Here is a 22443-nt window from a genome sequence, read left to right as displayed (position 1 = left end):
TACGTTTCTTAATGGCATATGTTTTTTCAAAATCTTTTTATAATGAAGTAAATTGATACCCGTTATAACATCATTTCAATCTTCCGTTTCTATAATTTTTTTAACTATCTTAGATATATTGTTTCCCATAATAAAATCCTATATTTTGTAATAAGTCATAATGTTTTCGTATTCTTGAATGCTTTGAGCTTCAAAAATCTTCTTAGCTCTATTAATCAATCTTCAAGAATCATCATTTACATTCAAGTTATAAAAGAATAATTTTGTAAAGCTTTTAGCGCTCTTAGCATTTCTTGATTTTAGAATTGCTTTTATTATCTTGTTCCCTAGCTGTCTAGAAAACTCATCTTTTTCAGTTCTCAAAACATTATTGATTCTCTTTTTTAAAAACGTTGAATTCGTTTCATCCTTTAGTTGCATAACTAAATCAAATGCCTTTTGATAGTTATCCATCTTTCCTTTAAAATCATCATCATATTTATATAAAAATGTTTCTATCTTGTTTATCGCTTCTTTAACTTCTGGTGAAGCGAGTTTATAAGACTTATTGAACCTATTCTCCATTTCAGCTCTTACATAACAGCAAGCCTCAATAAAGTCTTTGTAATCTTGGCTTTGAAAATTCTCAAGCGTTTGTTCTGTCGAAGATAAAACATCTTTTCTGGCATCTCATAACTTACTTGTTAAATCCTTAAGATTTTGATAATCAAAGTTTTTAATAAGCTTGTTTGTAATCTTCATTCTTAGCATTTTTATATCGTCGATGTTTAATTTTCTTTTTGCTCTTTTTTTAGTCTTTTCAAAAAACATAAAATGGATGTGTGGATTATCTGTATTACCATGTATTGAATAATAAGAACTAAGGTTATCTAAATCAAAACCGCTAATGCTATAGAAGTTTCTAAACTCCTCTTTAACTAACTCAGCTCAATCATTAGCAGTTAAAACATTATGTTCTAAACCTAAATCACCTAAGTTTAAAATGCCTTCATAAAATGTTTGTTCATCAATACTCTTTAATTCTTCCTTAACGTTATCGATATTTACATCAGCACTAGAATCGTTTAACATATCATAAACACCAGAATATTGGCTACCCATTTTAGACTTAAGATGATTTCTATATCAGTTAATCTTTTCTTCTCTACTTACTTCCTCTAAAAGCATTCTATCTTTTTCACTATCATCAAAAGGACTAAATGCTACACACTTATCTCCTCTTGCAAAATAATCAATAACTGCCCCGCTTGATACTCAACTATTTAAATCATGACAATAGCCTAAACCAGTTTTATAGTTAGTCATTTTAGATACATAGTTGAACTTCATATAAACATCCATTCTCCCTCCTCTTTAACTAACTAACTTCCTTCTTTGTATTTAATTTCTTTCTCCTTCGTATTAATTCATTACATTCATTAATACTCCTAATTATTTATCGACCTAATTTGGACATCATCAGCATACTTATTCTAAAATGTCTTTAAACCCCAAAAAGGTTAAATATGAAAGATAACACACGAGTGTGCGTCCATAAGATTTTCTAAAGCAAGCAGTAATGAATAAACCGCAGTAATAATTGAAGCTTATTCATTACTACTCCTCATTTGCTTTATATCTGCATTACAAGATACCTTTGAGTCTTAAAGCTTAAATGCTTCAAGTTATCAACACTTCTTTGAATAATAAATAACTCATCAGTTCTCAAACCTAAAACCAAACATATATTTTTCAAGAATCTGTAAGCCGTAGAACCTTTTAGCCCTAAAAAGTTATTTTGTACAATGACTTTCATCTTTCTACTTTTAACAAACTTTTTAGTTCCAAGTTCTTTTGATTTTCATACAAGCGTTTTATAAGCTCATAAATTAGCTAATCCAAACAACAAGAAAATCTTCCAGTCTTTATCACCACTAATAACAATGAACTTTCTATCGTCATTAGTTAGCTTAAACTTCTTAATTTTCACAGCGTTTCTAACTTTTAAAATTAGCCCTATATCTGTTAAAAACTTTACCGCTCTTTGCAAGCTTGTTTTCTTGAAGCCAAAAGCCACTAATTCATAAAAATTTACATAGCGTTTTTTAGCCCCAAGAAACCTTAAACAGACATACACTTCAAAAGCAACTTTTTCAGTTCTCAAAATCTTATAGTAGCTTTCACCGAGTACTATCTTTGTTTTTAAAATTTCACTAACTGTATCTTGGCTTAACTTGTCATAAACCTTCTTGCCAAAATAATTTTTTCTCCATTCCAAGTTAGCTTCAAACTTTCTAACTTCGTTTTCGCTTCCTTCATTTGCAATTAACCTTAGTTCGCCGTATACACTCATAATTTCTCCTTTTTTTTGAACATATAACAGCGACTGTGGTATAATATATACAACAGGTCGAACGGGTAGTAAGTGTTCTAGACGCTGTTATTTTTTTATACTTTTGATCATTTTTTTGAAAAGTATATTAATTTAGCAGAATACGAAACTAAATAAAAATATGAATTAATGTTTATGAGTACTTTTATAAATAATCAAAAGTGAAATAAAAAAAGTGTTCAACACACTTCTTTCTATCACTTCCCCAAAAAGTCCGGAATTTGGGGTTCACTCTAAATCCCTTACTATTTTTTCTTATCAATATTAGTTTTAAGAATTGATAAAAATGCTTCTTGAGGAACTTCAACAGTACCAAGCATTTTCATTTTTTTCTTACCCGCTTTTTGCTTTTCTAAAAGTTTTTTATATCTTGAAACATCAGCTGCATGAAGTTTTGAAGTAACATCTTTACGATAAGCTTTAATAGTTTCTCTAGCAATAATTTTACTTCCAATAGTTGCTTGAACAGGTACTTCAAAGTTTTGTCTTGGTATAGCTTCTTTTAATTTTTGAGTTAAATCACGAGCTTTACTATAAGCTGAATCTTTATGAGTAATAATTGAAAAAGCATCAATTTTATCACCATTTAAAAGTATGTCTACTTTTACCAAATCACTTGTTTTATAGCCTATTAGGTCATATTCAAATGATGCATAACCTTTAGTTAGACTCTTAAGTCTATCAAAGAAATCAAAGATAATTTCGCCTAGTGGCATTTCATAAATAAGCCTTGATCTATTAGCATCAATATAGTCCATATTGATATAAATTCCACGTTTATTTTGACATAGTTCCATAACATTTCCTATGTATTCATTAGGTACCAAAATCTCAGCTTTAATGTAAGGTTCATCAATATGATCGATAAAAGTTCGATCAGGTAAAAGTGCAGGGTTTGATATTTTTTTAATGCTGCCATCTGTCATATGAACATCATATTCAACTGAAGGACTAGTTGCTATAATACCGATTTTATATTCACGATTTAATCTCTCTTGCAATATCTCCATATGTAACATTCCAAGGAATCCAACTCTAAAACCAAATCCTAAAGCTTTAGAAGTTTCTTGTTCTCAAGTTATTGAGCTATCTGAAAGAGCTATTTTTTCTAAACTTTCTTTAAGTTCCATATAGTCGCGAGTATCAATTGGATAAAACCCAGTATAAAGCACAGGTTTTTTCTTTTTGTAACCTGGCAGTGCTTTTTCAGCTGGTCTATTAACTAAAGTTATAGTATCTCCAACGCTTACTTCTCTAGCATCTCTAATAGTAGCTGCTACATATCCAACTTCACCTGCTTCAAGTCTCTTTTTCTTAGTTTCTTTTGGACTTCTAACTCCAAGTTCACTAACAAAATATCTTTGTCCATTCGACATAAACATAAATTCATCGCCAACTTTTAATTCACCTTCAAAAATTCTTATAAGCATAACTACACCACGATATTCATCGAAGTACGAGTCAAAAATTAAAGCTTTAAGAGGTTTAGAATCATCAGCATCTTTAGGTGCTGGAATATATTTTTCAATTGCAGCTAAAACTGCTTCACAATTTAAACCAGTTTTAGCTGAAATGCAAACTGCATTATCAGTTGGTAGACCAATCACTTCTTCTATTTCATTTTTTGTGGCTTCAATATCAGCTGAAGGTAAATCAATTTTATTAATAATAGGAATAATAGTTAAATTATTTTCAAGAGCTAAATAAACATTAGCTAAAGTTTGAGCTTCAATTCCTTGAGTAGCATCAACTAATAATAATGCTCCTTCACTAGCAGCTAATGAACGTGAAACTTCATAAGTAAAATCAACGTGACCTGGTGTATCAATTAAATGGAATACGTAATCTTTATACTTAATTTGTACAGCATTTAATTTAATTGTGATTCCTCTTTCACGTTCTAAATCCATTTGGTCCAAAAATTGATCATCCATATCATGGTCACTAACTGTATTAGTAATTTCTAGAATTCTATCAGCAAGCGTACTTTTACCATGATCTATGTGAGCAATAATTGAAAAATTTCTAATTTTGCTTTTGTCCATTATCTTCACCTATTTAAGTAAGCTAAATTTTATATTAAATAAATAATAATATAATATATAATTTTTGAAATAAAAAAAGAGTAAAAATGAAAGTTTTAATTAAAAAAGGACATACTAACATTTCATATCGAGATGAAAATAAGTTTATTCAAGAAAAAATTTTAAATAAATTTAATCACAAATTAGAATACAGTTTATTAAAAGATTTTAGTTTTACACCAAAACTTATTAGCCAAAATGACAAAGAAATCACTTGAGAATATATTGATGGTAAAGAATACTGAAATGATGATAATAATATAAAGGAAGTAGCTCAAAATTTAAAAATTTTACACAATTCAAAACTTAATTTTCCTGCTTCTAATCATGCAGCTAGAATTAAAGAATATCGCAAAATTATTCAAGAAAAGAAACTTAAAATTAAAGTGTTGAATGATTTTTATAAATTTATTAATATGACACTTTCAAAAATGAGAAAAGATACTCCTCTGCATAATGATCTCTGATTTTTTAACATGATAGTTAAAAATAAAAAAGTATATTTTATTGACTGAGAATATGCTTCGCTAGGTGATAAACATTTTGAACTTGCTTATTATATTGAAGCAAATGAGTTAGACAAAAAACAAGAAAAATTATTTTTAGATACCTATGGCGAATATAATTTAGTTTATCTTTTAAGACACAAAATATTGGTTAATTATATCGTTGTTTTATGAGCAAATGCTCAAAAAATATTGCCCTTTGAAACTACTAAATATGAGCAAAGAATTTATGAATTATATAAACAATTTAAGGACCTGCTTGCAAGCTAAAGCACTATAAAACAATTGTTTTAGTGAAATTAGATCATTTTACAACCTAAAAAAATATTAAATAATTTACATAGCAAAAAACAAGAAAAGTTGTATAATAATTACATAGTTTTATATATTAAAAACTATAAAATTTGATTAAAAAATGAGGTGTTTATGTCAGATAAAGGCAAAAAAATTAAATACGCTTCTGTCATTACTTTGTCAATTATTTTAGCAATATTTACTGTTTTATTAATTATTGTTGCTAAAGGAAGTTGAATGGCAAAAGTAAGTGAAAAAAGTGGAGATGCAGGTAAGTTTTTAATAGCAAACAGACTTGTAACAAATGGAATTTTTGCAGACTTTTCAAACTTCACAAGTAATTTTTCAATAATTAAAAGCGTAGTTGAATCAGACACAATGGTTTATATAGCTTGTGGAATCTCAGCATTGTATTTTATCATTTATATTTCATGAATCTTTACAGTGTTAGCAGTTACAATAAAAGCATTCGTAAACAAAAACTGATTTATAGCTCCAATTATGCTTGCTGTATTTGTAACAATGTTAGTTTGATTAGTATTCCAATTCTTTGGTGGAACATTCAAAATGACAAAAGAAAGCGATGAAAAATTCATCGGTGGAGTAATACCATTTATCCAATTCTTTACACACATTGGTGTTGTGGTAGTTTCTATTGTTGGTATTATTATTGAAAGCGTTAAAGGTAAAGAAAAGAAAAATGTTTGAGAAACAACAAATTCTTATAATGCTGAACAACAATAATTTTGATATTAATAAAAATAAGAGTGGTTATGCCACTTTTTTATTTTGCACTTGATTTTTGAAAAAAATAATTATAAATAATGCACTTTTTCAAACAATGATTTATTATTAATATTAAGTTTTATATTTATAATTAATGTACATATATAAATAGATGAGGTGGTCAATATCATGTCAAACAATGAAGAAAAACAATATCAAAGTATTCTAGACAATTTACTAGATGTTAGTCCAAATGACAGTGCAGTATTTACTAGAGTAAATAACAAATTTGCTTTTGATTTTTATACTATTTTTGGACCTGAAAGTTTTAGCAAAATTTACAACAATAAAAACTTTGACATACCTATTCTTGAAGTTAATTTGATCAGAATTTGTAATTTACTTGAAGAAGCAAATACATATGAAGAAATTATTAAAATTCTTGAAGAAAACAATATTGAAGTAAGTGAAAAACGTAATAGTCAATTAAAGAAAAATCCTCTTGGAATTAAAAATAACATTATTAATGAATTAAAAGTTAATTTTCAAAAACAATCATTAAAATGAAAGTTATTCTTAAATAAAGCTAATGAAATTAACACTGAAACTAACATTTGACCTATGCACTTAGGTTTCTTATTTGTTAAATTAGTTATTGACGATAAAGCTGTTTATGGTCCTTTATTTTTAAAAGAAGTTTATTTAGAAATTAGAAATGCTAGACCATATTTAGTTTCAAATGGTGACATTAAAATTAATGAAAAATTGCTATTCTTATTAAGTAATGCAGGTTTTGATTTAAATATCTCGGAAAACTATGGTGATTGATCAATTAAAGAATTAATTAAATATTTAAATGAAGAATGAAAAGATATTTACAACTTTAACTTAGACTTAAATCAACCTTTCAAACGTTGAATTCCCGAAGCTATTGGCAACCAAGCGATGGAATTTGAACCAGGCGTAGTTTTAGGCTTATTCCAACCAAGTGGTGGCTATGCCAGAAATAGAATGCTTGAAATAATTAAGAATAAAGAATTGAACAAAATTTTAGATATAGAATTTAACAAAAACATCTATAAAAATAGGGTAAAACAAACAATTTACAACCCTAAAACATCTATTTTTAAAATTACACCTACCAACTATTCTCAAGATAAAGCTATAGCTTCAAGCTTAAATCAAAACACAATTATTTGAGGTCCTCCAGGTACAGGAAAAAGCCAAACTATTGTTAATATTTTGACTAACCTTTTAGTTTATGGCAAAAATTCTTTAGTTTGTTCTCAAAAGAAAGCGGCTCTTGAAGTTATTAAAAATAGAATGGGCGCTTTAAAAATCTTTTGTCTTTTCATGCTTAATTCAAAAAACATGAACAAAAAGAATTTCTACTTGCCTCTTAGAGAATATTTAGATTATTTAGAAAACTATGATGATAATCCTAATTTAAAACCATTAAGAATCATTAACCAAAAAGATATTCGTTTTGTTAACAATATAGCTAATTTCAGTAGTGATCCACGTTTTGTTAATATCACTCAAGCTTTAGCTAAAGTTCATAATAATTGATCATCATTTTCACAAGAAATCTGAAATGCAATTTTAAAATTGCCTAAAAATATTTTATATCCAGCCGAATTTCACTTTGATGATTCAAAAGCTTTAACTAATGACATGCTTAGAATTAACAAAATGAAATTCAAATTCTGACATTTCAAAAACTGATTAATTAAATTAACAGCCCAAAAAATGTTTAACACATTTAAAGAATTTCAAGGAAATTTAAATGATTCAGTTCAAGTTTTAAAAAACTTAAAGCAAGAAGACTTTGAATTTTTAAATGATTTAATAAACATTTTGCCTTCTAATAATACTCAAGAAACTAGCGATGAAAATGAATTAAAGAAATTTATTGCTCAAGGTATTATTAAACGAATTAACAAATTTACTGATGAAGAAAAAGATCAATACTCAGAATTTGCAGCCACAATTAGATTAGGAACATTAGAACCTTACAAGTTTATTAAGCGTTTTCCTAATATGATTAAAAAGATTTTCCCTATTGTAATTGTGACACCTGAAGCTGACTTAAGTGCCTGAAATAAAGGCGAATTTGACTATGCAATCCTAGATGAATCAAGCCAAATTTTCCTTGAAAAAGGTTTACCAGTATTATATTTAGCAAAAATTAAAATTCTTGCTGGTGATGATCAACAAATGAAACCAAGTAACTGATTTGGTGTCAGAGTTAGTGATGACGAAAGCATTTATGGAAAAGTAGATAGCCTTCTAGACTTTGCTAAAAGTCTTGGAGTTTATAGTGTGCTTTTAGACAAAAACTATCGTTCAAATTATGCTTCACTGATGACTTTTAGCTCTAAATACTTCTACAAAAGTACTTTGGATGTTATCGATTCAGCTAATATGGAAGCTAATTTCAAGCCAATTGAAGTACATGAAGTTAATGGCCTTTGAGAAAATAATCAAAACACAGTTGAAGCTGATTTAGCAATCAAACTTATTAAAGAAAATATTAATAAATACAACAAAATCATTTTGTTGTGCTTCAATGCTAAACAACAAGATTCAATTACCACAAGCATTTTCAAAAATCATCCTGAATTAGAAAAAGCAATTAATAATGGAAACTTGTTATTAAGAAACATTGAAAATATTCAAGGCGATGAAGCTGATTTAGTTATAGCTTCAGTAGCTTATGATAAAGATACAGCAATTCACTCAACTTATGTTGGACGTCCTGGCGGTATGAATGCGTTAAATGTGGCAGTTAGTCGTGCTAAGGATAAAATGATTGTTATTAAATCACTTAAATCTAGTGACTTAACTATAATGACAGGTAATGAAGATGCTATTATGTTCAAACATTGACTTGAATTCTTAGAATTAAGTGACATTGAAAGAAAAAACTTCTTACACTTAGAAGATGAAGAACAAAATAATAATCAATTGCAAACCATTGAAACTGAACCAGTTGAAGTTGAGAATTCATTATTAAATCAAGAAATCAAAAGCACAATTCTTGAAGCAATTAAAGATAAACCTTATCTAAAATTAATTCCAAATGAAACACTTGGAACACTTAAAGTTGATTATGTTTTAAGAAGAAAACATGAACCAATAATGACATTTATGATCGATGATTACAAATATGTTAATAATCCTGAAGACTTTGTTATTTTTAAAGACTTGTGTAAATTTATTAGATCTAAAAAATATATTGTTTATAAACTAGATCGAATTTTATGAGAAGATAAAAAAGAAGAAATTCTTGAAACTATTAATAGTATTGAACCAGTTGATATGACTCAAGTAGTTGAAGTAACTAAAGAAATACCAACAACTCAATTAGAAATTCTTGAAGCAACAAACCAAGAAATTAAAGAAGCAAATGAAGTTATTGAAGAAGAAAATCAAGTTAAAGCAATAATAATTAATGAAAATAGTCAAGTAATTAACGTTAATGAAGAAGACTTTATCAGTCAAGAACACTCAGATACTATTATAGTTGAAGAAATTAAAGAAGTACCAGTTTTAGATAATGAAAAGAAAGATGAAACTATTGAAGAAGTTTTAGAAAAAATTAGCCAAGATCGTGAAAACACCAAAACTCAAGAAATTGAAAAATCTAAAGAAAATACAAAAGTTGTTGAAGCTATCAAAAAAGAAGAAACAGCTCAAGACACAATTACTTTGAATGCAGAAAAAACTCAAGAAGTTGGTTTTATTAAAGATGAAGCAACTATGGTTATTGAGCTTAATGTTGAAGAACAAAATGAACAAATTCAAAGTGTTTCACATTCGACTGAAAACACTATAAAACAGGGAGAAACAAAAAATATTGAAGCTGAAAATGCAATTGAAGAACAAGAAAAAACACTTGATCAATTAATCGAAGAAGGCGATAAAATTAAACAAAGTGATTATCTTGAAAGAGAAGAAGTTCCAGTTAAAGATTTTGAAGAATCAACAAAGGAATGAGAATCAATTTTAACTCAAGAAATTGAAACTAAAGAACAAACGGAAACTCAAAATTTAAATGCTAATTAATAATATTATCTATTAATTTGAGACTGTTTAGAATTTTGTGTAAAGTTTCTCCATTTCTCAATAAAAAGGAATTAACTTTACATCAACACCTAATAATATTGTTGAACAAAATAAGATAATGCCTAAAAACATTATCTTATTTTAAAAATTTGTTAATTTCAAAAGTGAGACCCCTAGGTTTTAGAGATTTCACTTTTGAAATTAACAACTATTAAATGCATCTCTAATTTTGATGAAATCCAAAAGTATATAGGATTGTTGTTTTTCAATGTTTTAATAATAAAACTTCAATTTTTTTCTAATTTATCAATGTTTTTAATAAATTCTTTATATTATCCAACTCTAATACCAGTTGAAATAAACACACGAAAAATGATACTAAATTTAGTGTTTTTGTGGCTTTTTAATTCTTCAACAAGCTTAATGAATTCCTTTTCAAGTATAGCTTGTCTTTTGTCTTTTTCTTCTTTTATATATAGAAGTTCATTTTTAACATCTGTATTTGTATTAGTGATTTTGCAAAATCAATTTAAAAAAGAAGAAAATATGTTTCTTTTAGTTAATTTAGTATTATTTGAAATTTTATTATTTGCTAATTCACGATTCATCCTTATAATTAATTGATTCACATTGTTTCATTTTTTTAAGGATGATAAGTACCTTTTATATTGTTTAAAAGTTTGATAACTTCTTTGATTTATTGAACCATTGAGTAGATATTATTCAAAAAAATATCGAGAAAATTATTATTCTTTTTCATGTTTTTTAACCTTTAAAGTGTCCAATAAATATTTTAATATAATGACATAATTTTCCTTATGTCCCAAAAATTTAATTTTTTATATTAAATATAAGGAGACAACTATGAAAAATAGCACAAAAAAAATTGTAGCTTTAACAATGGGTATTTCTGCAGGGATTGTTGGTGCAGTATCAGCCGGTACTTTAATTGGTTATGCAGTTGACCATTCAAACTATAAAAAAGAAAAGTTGTGAATTGAAAACAATATTAAATACCTTAAAGAATCAAATCAAAAATTAAAAGAAAAAGACAACAAATTAAAAGAAATTTGAAAGAAATATGAGAATGAAGCATGACTTTCGAGTCTTTGAAATGAACTAAGTTTGTGTCAAACTCAAATTGACTCAAATGAAAAACTTATTAAAGATTTACAAGGAATTATTGATCAACACTCTTCATATCATCTTGGTCACCACTTTGGTAACAAAAGTTATATGAGAACTGTTAAACATAGTAATGAAAAGAAAATAATTCAAAATCTTTTACCAGAAATGGTAGAAAGAACAAAACAAGTTATTAATCAAAGCGAATATGAAAATATCAAAAAATCAATCCAAGATTTTGTTGTTCGTAGTAATGATTTATTAACTTTAAAAACTGCAGATGAAAAATTTGTTGATGCTAATAGTAAAAGTGAATTAAATTCTTTAGAACTTAAAATTAAAGATTATCAAAACACTTTAAGTAAAATCGAAGAAGAAGCACTTTCAAGTAACACAAAACCTAACATTTCAACTGAAATGATTAATAAGGCAGCAGATTTTATTAAATCTGATTTTCATGTTTGAAATGACAAAATTATTAAAAAATATGTTAAAAAAGACGGCTTAATTAAAAAATTCATGTCAAACATAGATAAAATAGAAGAATTATCAGCAAAAATAGAAGATGCTAATACTATTGCAAGTAATAATTCTCCAATTTTAAATCCTATTAATGCTGTTAAAAAGATTTTATTATCAAGATTTGACTCTAATAATTATGACGTTATTTTAGAAAATGGTGGTGTTTTAGTAAATAGAAGTGTTATTATAAAAGATATTATTAAGGCATGTAAAACATTAGAACAATCATATGGAAATACAAAGGAATATATAAATCGTTATGTTAACACTTTTGTCAAAACAATTGAAAGTACAAAATTATTTAACAAATCTCAAATTTTAGACTTAAGCAGCAAATCATTAACGCCTATTGTTAATGCTCTTAATGAATTTAACTCATTTATTGAAAGTTCAAATCAAATTTCTTTTGAAAAATTAGATGAATTTATTAACAAAATTCAATTTATTCTAAACGCTGAAAATGATTTGACAACTTCTATTCAGTATGTTATTAAAGAATTTTTAAATGCTTATATTTCAAATGTTGATTCAATTTAAACAACAATTAGATTAGCTAAACTAAATAACTCAAAACAAATTATTGATCAATTTGTACAAAAATCTAAAATTGAATTGAGTTCTTTTAAATGAGATGAGTATATTGAAAGTAGAAACAAATTAATTAATGATTATGTTAATAGCAAAAATGAATTAGATTCAATAAAAAATGGATTTAAAAAAGCCTTTGTTAATATTAAATCAAGATTAAATGAATTTAATTTAGCATTAGAAGCAAACAAAACAACATTAAATGAATTTAATTTATTCGAAACTTCTTATAAATCAATAATTGATATACAAACAAAACTAGATCCTTTATTAAAAGCTAATTTAGATTCTGATATTGATAACAAAATTAATAATATTTCAACATTCTATGAAGTAATTTCAAATCTTAAAGAATATGAAACAAATTATTTAGATATATTCGAAATTATTAAAAATGCAACTGATTTAAACTTACAAAAAGTTAATAACTTTGCTTCAAAACCTAAGGAAATTTCAAAACTTATTAGCAATGCAGATAAAAAAATTGCTGATTTCTTATCAAATGTTTTTGCTAATTTAAAAACATTAAACCAATTCGAAGATGCTAAAAAAACAATTGAAGATATTAATAATAACAAACCAGATTTATCAACTAAAGAAATATCTTCAATTGAAAACAGTGAAATTCAAAATGACAAAGAAAAATTTAAAGGACTATTTGAAAAAATTAATTTAATCAATGGTTTTATTTCATCAATTAATGAAAAAGATAAACTTTATAGTAATTTCTTAGAAAATGAAGCTCAATTTTGCTTAGAATCATACAATGAAATGGATGCAAAATTAGCAGCAATAGCAAATGTAGATTCTAAAGTATATGAATATAAAAACAAAATTTTTGATGCTGCAATTGAAATTTATAAAAATGTTAATTCTACAGAAAACTTTAGTGTTATTCAAGCTGATAAAGACAACAAAGTTAACTTTGTTAAAAAATGATTTGCTGTTCTTAATTACTATAATGAATATGTAAAAGAAAAAGCAAAAACTGAACAAAAAGCAAAATTAACTTCAGAACAAGAAAGTTCACTTGTTTTTGCAAAAAATGAAATGAATGCAATTAAAAATGATCAAATTTCTAAATTAGATAGTGAAGGTTTAAAAGCTTTGCAACAACTTGATGGTGGCGTTGATTTTGCAAAAATTAATTCAATTAAAAATTATTTAGAAAATGATTATTTATTAGCCGTTCAAGATTTAAGAGAATATTTCTTAAACAAACTAATTTACTTATTACATGAAAAATTCAATTATGGTGATGTATACTGATCTCCAACAAAATTGTATAGACCAACGTCTGTCTCAGAAAATAATGCAAATTGAGATGAAAAATCAAAAATTTGAACTACACCTAAAGCTCTAGGCAAAAAACATCTATATGACCATATTTCAGATTTAGATACTGAAGGATACTCAAAAGGTAACACAAATGGAGGCTGAGGAAATTCTAAAGGTGATAAAGTTAGAGCCGAATATTCATGACACCGATATGGAGTAGATATAACAAATAGTACTAGTGAAATTGAACAAGGTGAACAAATTGAAAATGAATATTATGTGCCTTGACATACAATTATTAACCGTAGGCTTTTTGGTAACACACCAGCAGTTAAATATATAAATCAAAAATATCCTAATATGAATTCACGTGATTATTTAGAAGCAATACAAAATGATATTTGAAGTGGACATGATGATCTATATACTTTAGCCAAATTAATAGAATATGAGAAGACAGTAACTGAAAAAATGCTTTCAAATATCAAAAAAACATCAGATTCTAAAATAATGTTTAAAAATGATTTTCAAAGCAATTTTGTTAATTTAAATGATGCTCTTTACAAAATAAAATATGCCTTCGATTTCATTAAATACAATAATCCAACAAGCAATGGATATTATGAAGGAATATGAGAAAGATGAAGTGGAAAAGAAAACAAATCTCATTACGCAATTGGAAATAATCCATTAAGAAATAGAGTTTGAGTTCATGGCGAAGAAGAACCATTCCCCACTCTTCCAGGTCCAGATGGAAATCCAACTGAAAGTGATTTCAATGGTCCTTACTATAGATCATCTGCTTACAATTCAAATGAAAAATATGATAGTGCTAACCCACTATTTGAATATATGCCATTTTCTAATACATTATTCTCATATTTAAGAACAGTAGATCATGCTTCAACTACTTTCTTATTAAAACATAATGGTGAACCTATTTCATGAGTAAATTACATCTTTAAATTTACTCTTGATAACCCATTAGGAAACTTTAATGCTTCATACTACATATGAAATAGAATGTACTGAAAATCAGAATTTGCAATCACTGAGAAATACATTTTGAAAAATAATTCGTCTTCTGAAACAGTTTCAATTTGAGATAAATGATCAAATATCTTTACTGCAACAAGTAATAATACATACAGCAAACTTATTTGATAAATTAATGAAATTTAATATTTGAATTAAAAAAATAAAGATTGTTTAGAATTTTGTGTAAAGTTCTCCCTTTCTCAATAGAAAGGAATTAACTTTAGATCAACACCTAATAATATTGCAGAATAAAATAAGATAATGCCTAAAAAAACATTATCTTATTTTTAAAATTTGAATTTTAAAATTTAAAAAAATTATTCTTCATTTTCAAAATCAATAATTTTAAATTCATTTAAAATGCTAGATCAATTTCTAATTCTTGAATTACTTCATTTTTTTATGATTTGTTGAGATGCTAGAAAAAGAATTTTTAAAAGACTATCATCAGATGGGAAAACCGTTTTTGTTTTTGTATATTTTCTAAATACGCTATTTAAATTTTCGATTGAATTAGTGGTATAAATGAGCGTTCTTATTTCAAGAGAATAATCAAACATTGTAGAAATTTCAGATCAGTTCCGTCTTCATATTGAAATAGATGTAGGATATTTTTTGCCTCATTTATCTTCAAAAATATCCAAATTATCCATTGCATTTTTTGCATCATTAGATTGATATACAGATTTTAAATCTTTGCAAAATTCTTTCATATCCTTGTAGTTAACATATTTAACAGAATTTCTAATCATATGTACAATGCAACGTTGTTGCTTACTATTAGGAAAAACAGCTTCTATAGCTTGTTGTATACCTTTTAAATTATCTGTGAGCAAATAATATCAATTTTACTAATTCCTCTATTTTTAAGAGCATTTAGGACAGACATTCAAAACTTTGCAGATTCATTTTCTCGAATATAAAGTCCTAGAATTTCTTTTTGTCCATCACCATTAATGCCCATAATAACATATGTAGCTTTCTTAGTTACAACATTATTGTCTACAATATGAAAATGTACTGCATCAATATAAATTATTGGATAATATGTTTCAAGTTTTCTTTCTTGTCATAATCTTGCATCTTCAACAATTTCATTAGTTAATTGGCTTATTTGTGTTGGAGAATAATTAACGCCATATTTGCTAAACATAAAATCACTTACATCTCTTGTTGACATTCCTCTAGAATATAAAGCAAATACCATATCAACTAATTCAGAAATATCACGTTCATACTTTTTGATGATTATAGGTTCAAATTTCGCTTCACGATCTCTTGGAATGTCAATTTCCATTTGACCATATTGACTATTAACATTTTTCTTAGAAAAACCGTTTCTATAATTTTCTTTTTGAACTTTATTATCATTTTTTTCATAACCCATAAAATTATCAAATTCTTTGTTCATCATTTTTTGGATTGTATTTTGAAATACTTCTTTCATAGCCATACTAAGATCACCAGAAGTAACTGGATTATAATTTTCTAAAATTTTTTCTGTTATTTCATCAATAACAGGATTTATTGGTTTTCTTTTCATAAATAAAAAATCCTTAATAGTATATCTCGCATTTATAAGCGACACTTTTTTATGATTGATTATTATTCCTTTATTTCTTAAAGCAAAAGTAATACGTCTATAACCGTATAGCCCTTTATTATAGTCAAATAAGTCAAATATAATCTTTTTCAAATTTTTATCTTTGTCAGGTTTATTTTTTGATTTTAATATCTTATAAAAAGTTGACTTTTTCAATTTGATTTTTTCTAGTATTGATTTAATAGAAAATAGCTTTTTAAATTCTTGTTTTAGTTCAATTGTTATTTAGAATTTTTCTTTGTTAGTGAGTCTTTCAATTGAAGCAAGGCACTCACTTTTTTTGCTATCGCGTTTTCCAATTTGAGTATTTTGTTTTCTTCTTTTAATTGTTTAATTAATAAATCCTTATTTTCTATTTTATTTTCAATATTGATTTTAAAATTTGTTGCCTTTTGAGCGTCTAAATTTATTTTAGATTTTCTTCCTTTTTTATTTTCTAAATTTAAATTGTATAAAAATGAACCCTTTCCAAAAGTCCGGAATTTGTGGTTCATTTTAAATAGAATTTTAATATTATTATTTTGCATCACGAGCTATTTTAATTAACATTGCAAATGTTTTAGGTTCGCTAATAGCTAATTCTGAAAGCATTTTGCGGTTAATTGTAACATTAGCTCTTTTTAATCCATTAATAAATTTTGAATATGATAAACCTTCAGCTCTAGTTGCTGCATTGATACGTGCGATTCATAATTTTCTGAATTCACGTTTAATTTGTTTACGGTCTCTAAAAGCATATGTTCATGATTTAACAACTGCTTGTTTTGCAACTTTGTAACCGATTGATTTGTGGCCAAAATATCCTTTTGCTAATTTTAGTCATTTTTTACGTCTTGCTCTTGTAACTGTTCCGCCTTTAACTCTCATGATAATTTCCTTTCATTATAAATTAAATAACTTCAAGTTAAGCATTAGATTAATGCTTTAAATCTTTTTACATCTGATGAGTGCATTTGTACTGATTTACGAGCTTGACGTTTTTGTTTAGTTGTTTTATTTTGGCTTAAGTGAGAACGATACGCTTGTTCACGCATAATTTTTCCAGTTCCAGTGATCTTAATACGTTTCTTAAGAGCACTCTTAGTCTTCATTTTAGGCATTTTATTGCTCTCCTTCATTTGTGTCTTCTTCTGAAGCACATTTATCTTGACTATCTGAATTTTTATCTACTAAGTTATGTTCTTTTCTATATTTATTAACCTTGATTTTATTTGGTTGCAAATACATATCTAAGAAACGATCATTAACTAATTCTGCTTCTTTAGCAATATCAGCTAAGTCTTCTACAGCTTTGTAAAATTTTTCTAAAGTTTTGTGACCTAGTTCAGGACGAGCCGATTCACGACCTCTAAATTTCAAACTTACTTTAATTCTATCACCATCTAATAAGAATTCTTTAGCTTTTCTTGCTTTAACATTTAAGTCATGTTCTCCAATAAGTGGAGTAAGTCTAATTTGACGATTTTGAATTACAGTTTGTTTTTCTTTAGCTGCTTTTTGTTTCTTTTTTCTTTCGTATTTAAATTTTCCATAATCTAAAATACGGGCAATTGGTTTAGGTTGAACACTAATTAGAACTAAATCTAATCTTTGTTCTTTGGCCATTTCAATGGCCTCACGTGTTGATAAAACACCAACTTTTTCACCATTTGCGCCAACTACAAACACTTTTTGAAATGGAATATTTTCATTAATCATGTGTTCTGCTGTTGGTTTTTTCATTTTTCCTTGTGGTTGAATAATAAACTCCTTATAGATAAATTTTTAAAAATAAAAGTAAAAGTGGTTTCCCACTCTCTACTACATAAAACTTAAAATTAGGTTTTAATTGTAGCATAAACCCAAGGCTATTGGCCATCAGGTGAGAATTAGATTCTTCTTTCTGCAATTAAATATTGCCTATTCATTTTACCACATTATTAAAATAATGAACAAAATATTTTTTGAATAATTTTAGCTAAATAAAAAGCAAAAACAAGGCTTTTGCCCTGCTCTTTTTTATCACGCATAAAAGATATTTCCATTTGTTGCTGGAGAATTATCTCATTTAATTTGACTTCCTGTTTTGTCTTTAAATTCGCCTTTAGGTGATTTATGACTTTTAACAATTCCATTTACTGTTGTAGCTATTGTTGCTAAAATGCCAACAATTCCTGAAATGGTAGCAATAATTGATCCACCATGAATGTTTGCTTCTTGTTCTTCTGTTAAAGGTTTTAATTGAATTTGTTTGTCTTTCATAGTCCTCCTTTCATTTTTTACTTTTCTTTTTGGTAATAAATAAAGGCGAAAATGGAAAAATTTGTGAAAAAAGGTAAAAAAATTACAAAGCTACACTAGTATGAACCTCAAACATTGGACTTTTTAATTATGTTTGGACTTATTCCTGTATTGAACAAGGCTAAGTCCTTTTAATTCATTAACAATTCTATCATTGTTATAATATGAAATATATTCTTCTAAAGTGGTTTTAAATTCTTTAAAACTATTAAATTTCTTTTCTTCCAAATCAAAATTCTATTTTTATAACACCAAATAAACACTTGGTAGGACTATTGTCTAAACAATTTCCTTTTCTTGCATGCTTTAAATTGCGTTTTTTTCTTTCAAATAATCAATATAATCTTGATGAGTGTATTGTCATCCTTGATCAGAATGTATTAATACATTGTTTAAACTATGACCATTTTCTTCAACATTTTCTAACATTTTTCCTATCATTCTTAAATTTGGAGATTTAGTAATTGAATAACCTAAAATCTTTCTGGTCCTAAAATTCATAACAGGAGAAAAATATATTTTTTCTTCATTTATTAACTTAAATTCGGTAACATCTGTTCCTCATATATCTAAATATTTTTCATTAGAAAAATTTCTTTTGTATCTGAAGAAATCTTCTGTGATATTTTCTTTATCTAAAAGCAAGTTTGGAATATTTCTATGAGCATCACCTTTGAATGAAGAATACTTATTTTTTTCTTAATGTTTTGCCAAAAAGATTTAATGCTTTTATTAATCCTTTTTATAATTAATCATTACTTCTTTATTTCTTAAAACAAATGTAATACGTCTATAACCGTATAGTCCTTTATTATAGTTAAATAAGTCAAAAATAACCATTTATATATCTATTTCATTTGTTTCTTTTTTTAAATTAAAATTACATAAAAATGAACCCCTTTCCAAAAAGTTCGGAATTTGGGGTTCACTCTACACTTTGCAATTTCTTGTTTTATTTTTTAGGTTGTTCTAGTTTTTCAAGTCTTTCATTTAGTTTTTTAATTTCAGCTAAAATAAGTTCTTCAGTTGTAGGTTTTGGTTCTTCCGCAACAGGTGGGTTCTTTTTAAATTTTCTAGTTTCTATAGCATTTTTAACTAAAAAGACAACAACTAACAATATAAATATAACTGTTGCCACAATCAAAAATGAAATTAAAGCAGCTAAGAATTTGCCAATTAAAATTGGGCCAGCTTTTAAGTCTTTAACTTCATCCACATTGAATGCTTTCGCAATTGCTGCCATAATAACATCATTTGCTAAAGATGAAACAACAGCATTAAATGCGGTACCTAATAAAAGACCAATTGCTAACATGAACATATTGCCACGTTTGACAACTATTCAAGCATCTTTACATGATTTTTTAAACATAATCTAATTATATATTATTTTTATTAGTGCTTAATATATTTGAATACTATTTTCATAAAAAAATTGAAAAATAATTAAAAAAATTAAAGTTGTATTTACTTAAATAACTATTTTATAGTTGTTTTAATAAAAAATAAGTAGTGACTTTAATCACTGACCTATTTTGAATTATTTTTTGGTTGTTGTTTTTTTAGTTTCAGTTTTCTTAGTTGTTTCTTTAGCCTTTGGAGCTTCTGGTTTTTTAGTTTCCGCTGCTAGTTTTTTGTCTTTTGCACTTGAATCTTGAGCAATTACAACTAAAGCAGGTTTAATAACTCTATCATGTAATTTAAATCCAATAGCACTAACTTTAACAATTGTATTGTGTTTTTTATCTTTGCATTCTTCAACTTCAAGAACTTTTTGAGTATTAGGATCAAATTCATCACCAATTTTTGGTTCAATTGCTTTAATACAGTGTTTTTCTAAAACGCCATTGATTAAGTTTAAAATCATTTCAAAACCAACTACATAGTTTTTAACACTACTGTTTTCTGATTTAGCACCAGCTTTAACAGCACCTTTTAAAGTTGTATAATGAGTTGAAAAATCTTCGAAGAATTTTTGTAATGCATATTGTTTAATTTTGTCAACTTCTTCTTTAGGAACCGTCACTCTTTGAACAGCTTCAGGAGCTTTATTTTTTCTAAGTTCTTTTAATTCAATTGATTGTTCTTCAAGTTGTTTTCTTAAAACATCAACTTGTTTTCTTAAAACTGCAGGATTAACACCTTTTGCTTCATGTTCACTAGTTTGCTCCATTAATTTTGTGGTTTTTCCTGACATTAATTCTTTAATTTGTTTACCTTTGTTTTCATTATCTTCTTTTAAAGCATTATTGTCTGCTATAAATTTTTTGTTATCTTCAATAAGTTTTTGAATAGTTTTTTCTTGTTCTTGATATTGATTTTTAAGATCAGCAGAATCTTTAGTATGTTTATCATTTTCAGTTTTTAAATTACTAATTTCACTCATTTGTTTTTCATTTTTAGCTTTTAATTCTTCAAGTTCTTTTAAATGATTGCCTGAAGCAACATTTAATTTTTGTATTTCTTCTCTTAAAGCTAACATTTGTTTGTATGCTTTAACATATTCACTATCTTGGTAGTCTAAAATTTCAATAACAAATCTAAATGTTTTGTCTTTGAATTCTGCTACTTCATAGCTTTTTGGAAATGTAACAACAAAATCTAAAACTGGTCTAACAGTTTGTTCAACAATATTGTTGTCAAAGTTTGGTAAAAATGTATTTTCACCTAAAACAAAGCTTACTTTTTCTTTTGATAATTGTTTTTGATAAGCATTTGAGCTATTATAAACTGATATATTTGCAATAATACCTTCACCAGTTTTAAATTTGTTTAAATTAGGAACTACTTTCATTATTTATCTCCTTCATCTTTTGATTTGCATGGTTTATTTTCAATAAATTCCTCTAAGGCTTTAAGAGCACTAAATCCTTTTTCATAATCCATTCGGCTAGTGCCGACAAGTGCTATTTCTTTAATTTTGCTTTGTGTTTCTAGTTTCTTACTAATAAAGGTACTGTGGTCATCACAAATTGCTATTTTTATATTTTCGTCTTCATCAATTTCACTTTCAATTGTTTGTCATATTGATTTAGTTTCGATTAAATGAAGTATTTTACTTAAATCTTGTCTTGAAATATCGTCTGCTAAAATTATATTATCTTTTCCATAAATCACATTTTCATTCTTGATTTGGAAATCAAAAACATTTGTTACAAAACTTTGCAAAATACTTTCATAGTTTTTAATTGTATCAGCAAGAATTGGGGTCAATGCTTCTGCTGTACTTTTAAGTTTTAAAATTGGTACATCGATTAATCTTTCTTTGAAAATTCTAATAGCTATTTTCAAATCTGACATTGTTACAAGGTTTAAGTCAATTGTTATTGTTTTAGATGTAACTTCACCATAAGAGGTTACTAAAATAACAGTTGCTTCAGCAGTATTAAGTGGTACAAGTTGAATACTTTTAAGTGTTGCATCTTCATTACTTTCTGAAGTAACAAGTGTTATTCCAACTGTTTCACAGATGGTTTTTGCCGCTTCTTTAACTGTTTGATCAATTGAAACACGACGGCGAGCAAAAATATCTTTTAATTTTTCATATAGTATGTTTGAATCTTTATTTACTAGATTTTTTACATAATAGTTATAACCAAGATTTGAAGGAATACGTCCACTTGAAGTGTGTGTTTTTTCTAAAAGTCCAGCTTCTTCAAATTCATTTAAAATGTATCTAACTTTGGATGAAGAAATGTTCAATTTATATTTGTCAACCAATAATTGAGAACCAATCGGGATCCCTTCTTCAATGTAAGATTCAATAACATATTTAAGAATTTTCTTTTTTTCGTCATTTAAATTTATATTAGCCATAATTTAATTATATCTTAATTTAATAATATTAATAGTAATTATTAAAAAGAGTGCTAAATTAACTTTGTGTTTTAAAGACCTATTTTATAGTGCTTTAGGTAATTTTTTAAATAAATTTATATGTCAATAAATCTTTTAAGTGCC

Annotated in this window: 19 protein-coding genes and 2 pseudogenes; 4 read left to right on the top strand and 17 right to left on the bottom strand. The window is 26.5% G+C overall.

Translation table 4 applies throughout. From position 1 onward, the window contains the following. Positions 1-138: 138 nt before the first annotated feature. The 3 genes from MBIO_RS02080 to lepA form a co-directional block, all read right to left on the bottom strand. The gene (locus MBIO_RS02080) at positions 139-1341 is read right to left on the bottom strand and encodes a relaxase MobL (RefSeq protein WP_013526829.1); all 1203 of its coding nucleotides are present in this window, start codon (positions 1339-1341) and stop codon (positions 139-141) included. Positions 1342-1612: 271 nt separating this feature from the next. After that, a complete protein-coding gene (locus tag MBIO_RS02075; RefSeq protein WP_013526830.1) occupies positions 1613-2332 on the bottom strand; it encodes an MAGa4850 family ICE element protein in 720 nt (239 codons plus the stop codon). 284 nt (positions 2333-2616) lie between these two features. Beyond that, positions 2617-4416: a translation elongation factor 4 gene (gene lepA / locus MBIO_RS02070; protein ID WP_013354583.1), complete on the bottom strand. Its 1800-nt coding sequence runs from the start codon at positions 4414-4416 to the stop codon at positions 2617-2619. Between the two features lie 86 nt (positions 4417-4502). Between lepA and MBIO_RS02065 the strand changes: the two genes are divergently transcribed. From MBIO_RS02065 to MBIO_RS02055, 3 genes are all read left to right on the top strand, one after another. After that, positions 4503-5231 (top strand): phosphotransferase, encoded by a 729-nt coding sequence (locus tag MBIO_RS02065; RefSeq protein WP_013526831.1) that lies wholly within the window; start codon positions 4503-4505, stop codon positions 5229-5231. Between the two features lie 156 nt (positions 5232-5387). Further along, entirely contained in the window at positions 5388-5999 is a 612-nt protein-coding gene (locus MBIO_RS02060) for a hypothetical protein (protein ID WP_013354581.1), read from the top strand. A gap of 171 nt (positions 6000-6170) precedes the next feature. Then, complete coding sequence (locus tag MBIO_RS02055; protein ID WP_041594212.1) at positions 6171-10049, top strand: AAA domain-containing protein; 3879 nt, start codon at positions 6171-6173, stop codon at positions 10047-10049. A 332-nt stretch (positions 10050-10381) separates the two neighbouring features. Here the strand turns inward: MBIO_RS02055 and MBIO_RS02050 are convergent, their stop codons facing one another. Further along, complete coding sequence (locus tag MBIO_RS02050) at positions 10382-10657, bottom strand: hypothetical protein (protein ID WP_013526833.1); 276 nt, start codon at positions 10655-10657, stop codon at positions 10382-10384. A 256-nt stretch (positions 10658-10913) separates the two neighbouring features. On the opposite strand from MBIO_RS02050, the pseudogene MBIO_RS05290 reads away from it, so the two are divergent. After that, a pseudogene (locus MBIO_RS05290) lies at positions 10914-14729 on the top strand (rhoptry family protein). Between the two features lie 188 nt (positions 14730-14917). Here the strand turns inward: MBIO_RS05290 and MBIO_RS05040 are convergent. From MBIO_RS05040 to hrcA, 13 genes and pseudogenes are all read right to left on the bottom strand, one after another. Next, positions 14918-15436 carry an IS256 family transposase gene (locus MBIO_RS05040; RefSeq protein ID WP_015510912.1) on the bottom strand — a complete coding sequence of 173 codons (519 nt, stop codon included), beginning with the start codon at positions 15434-15436 and terminating at the stop codon, positions 14918-14920. Continuing rightward, a complete protein-coding gene (locus MBIO_RS05035) occupies positions 15418-16143 on the bottom strand; it encodes an IS256 family transposase (protein WP_258408946.1) in 726 nt (241 codons plus the stop codon). The genes MBIO_RS05040 and MBIO_RS05035 overlap by 19 nt, the downstream gene beginning before the upstream one ends. Positions 16144-16185: 42 nt before the next feature. Next, a pseudogene (locus tag MBIO_RS05030) lies at positions 16186-16640 on the bottom strand (IS3 family transposase); the annotation flags it as partial. Positions 16641-16719: 79 nt separating this feature from the next. Beyond that, positions 16720-17070: a 50S ribosomal protein L20 gene (gene rplT / locus MBIO_RS02030; protein ID WP_013354572.1), complete on the bottom strand. Its 351-nt coding sequence runs from the start codon at positions 17068-17070 to the stop codon at positions 16720-16722. 44 nt (positions 17071-17114) lie between these two features. After that, positions 17115-17303: a 50S ribosomal protein L35 gene (rpmI, locus tag MBIO_RS02025; RefSeq protein ID WP_013526795.1), complete on the bottom strand. Its 189-nt coding sequence runs from the start codon at positions 17301-17303 to the stop codon at positions 17115-17117. 1 nt (position 17304) lies between these two features. Then, on the bottom strand, positions 17305-17901 hold the full coding sequence (gene infC, locus MBIO_RS02020) for a translation initiation factor IF-3 (protein WP_041593976.1): 597 nt from the start codon (positions 17899-17901) through the stop codon (positions 17305-17307). 300 nt (positions 17902-18201) lie between these two features. Next, complete coding sequence (locus MBIO_RS02015; RefSeq protein ID WP_013354570.1) at positions 18202-18444, bottom strand: hypothetical protein; 243 nt, start codon at positions 18442-18444, stop codon at positions 18202-18204. 123 nt (positions 18445-18567) lie between these two features. Further along, positions 18568-18711 (bottom strand): IS3 family transposase, encoded by a 144-nt coding sequence (locus MBIO_RS04795; RefSeq protein WP_129622089.1) that lies wholly within the window; start codon positions 18709-18711, stop codon positions 18568-18570. Between the two features lie 78 nt (positions 18712-18789). Next, positions 18790-19128, bottom strand: a complete 339-nt coding sequence (locus MBIO_RS04790; protein ID WP_049764032.1) for a DDE-type integrase/transposase/recombinase — start codon at positions 19126-19128, stop codon at positions 18790-18792. Between the two features lie 87 nt (positions 19129-19215). Beyond that, positions 19216-19323, bottom strand: a complete 108-nt coding sequence (locus MBIO_RS04660) for an IS3 family transposase (RefSeq protein ID WP_081439131.1) — start codon at positions 19321-19323, stop codon at positions 19216-19218. Between the two features lie 112 nt (positions 19324-19435). Further along, complete coding sequence (locus MBIO_RS02005) at positions 19436-19855, bottom strand: large conductance mechanosensitive channel protein MscL (RefSeq protein ID WP_013354569.1); 420 nt, start codon at positions 19853-19855, stop codon at positions 19436-19438. 168 nt (positions 19856-20023) lie between these two features. Beyond that, positions 20024-21277, bottom strand: coding sequence for a nucleotide exchange factor GrpE (gene grpE, locus MBIO_RS02000; RefSeq protein ID WP_041594211.1), 1254 nt, complete (start codon positions 21275-21277; stop codon positions 20024-20026). After that, on the bottom strand, positions 21277-22299 hold the full coding sequence (hrcA, locus tag MBIO_RS01995) for a heat-inducible transcriptional repressor HrcA (RefSeq protein WP_013354567.1): 1023 nt from the start codon (positions 22297-22299) through the stop codon (positions 21277-21279). Before hrcA ends, grpE begins: the two co-directional genes overlap by 1 nt. Between the last annotated feature and the right edge of the window lie 144 nt (positions 22300-22443).

It is taken from the genome of Mycoplasmopsis fermentans PG18 (genome assembly GCF_000209735.1).
Lineage (GTDB): Bacteria > Bacillota_I > Bacilli_A > Mycoplasmatales > Metamycoplasmataceae > Mycoplasmopsis > Mycoplasmopsis fermentans.
This window is presented reverse-complemented; position numbering and strand designations above follow the sequence as displayed.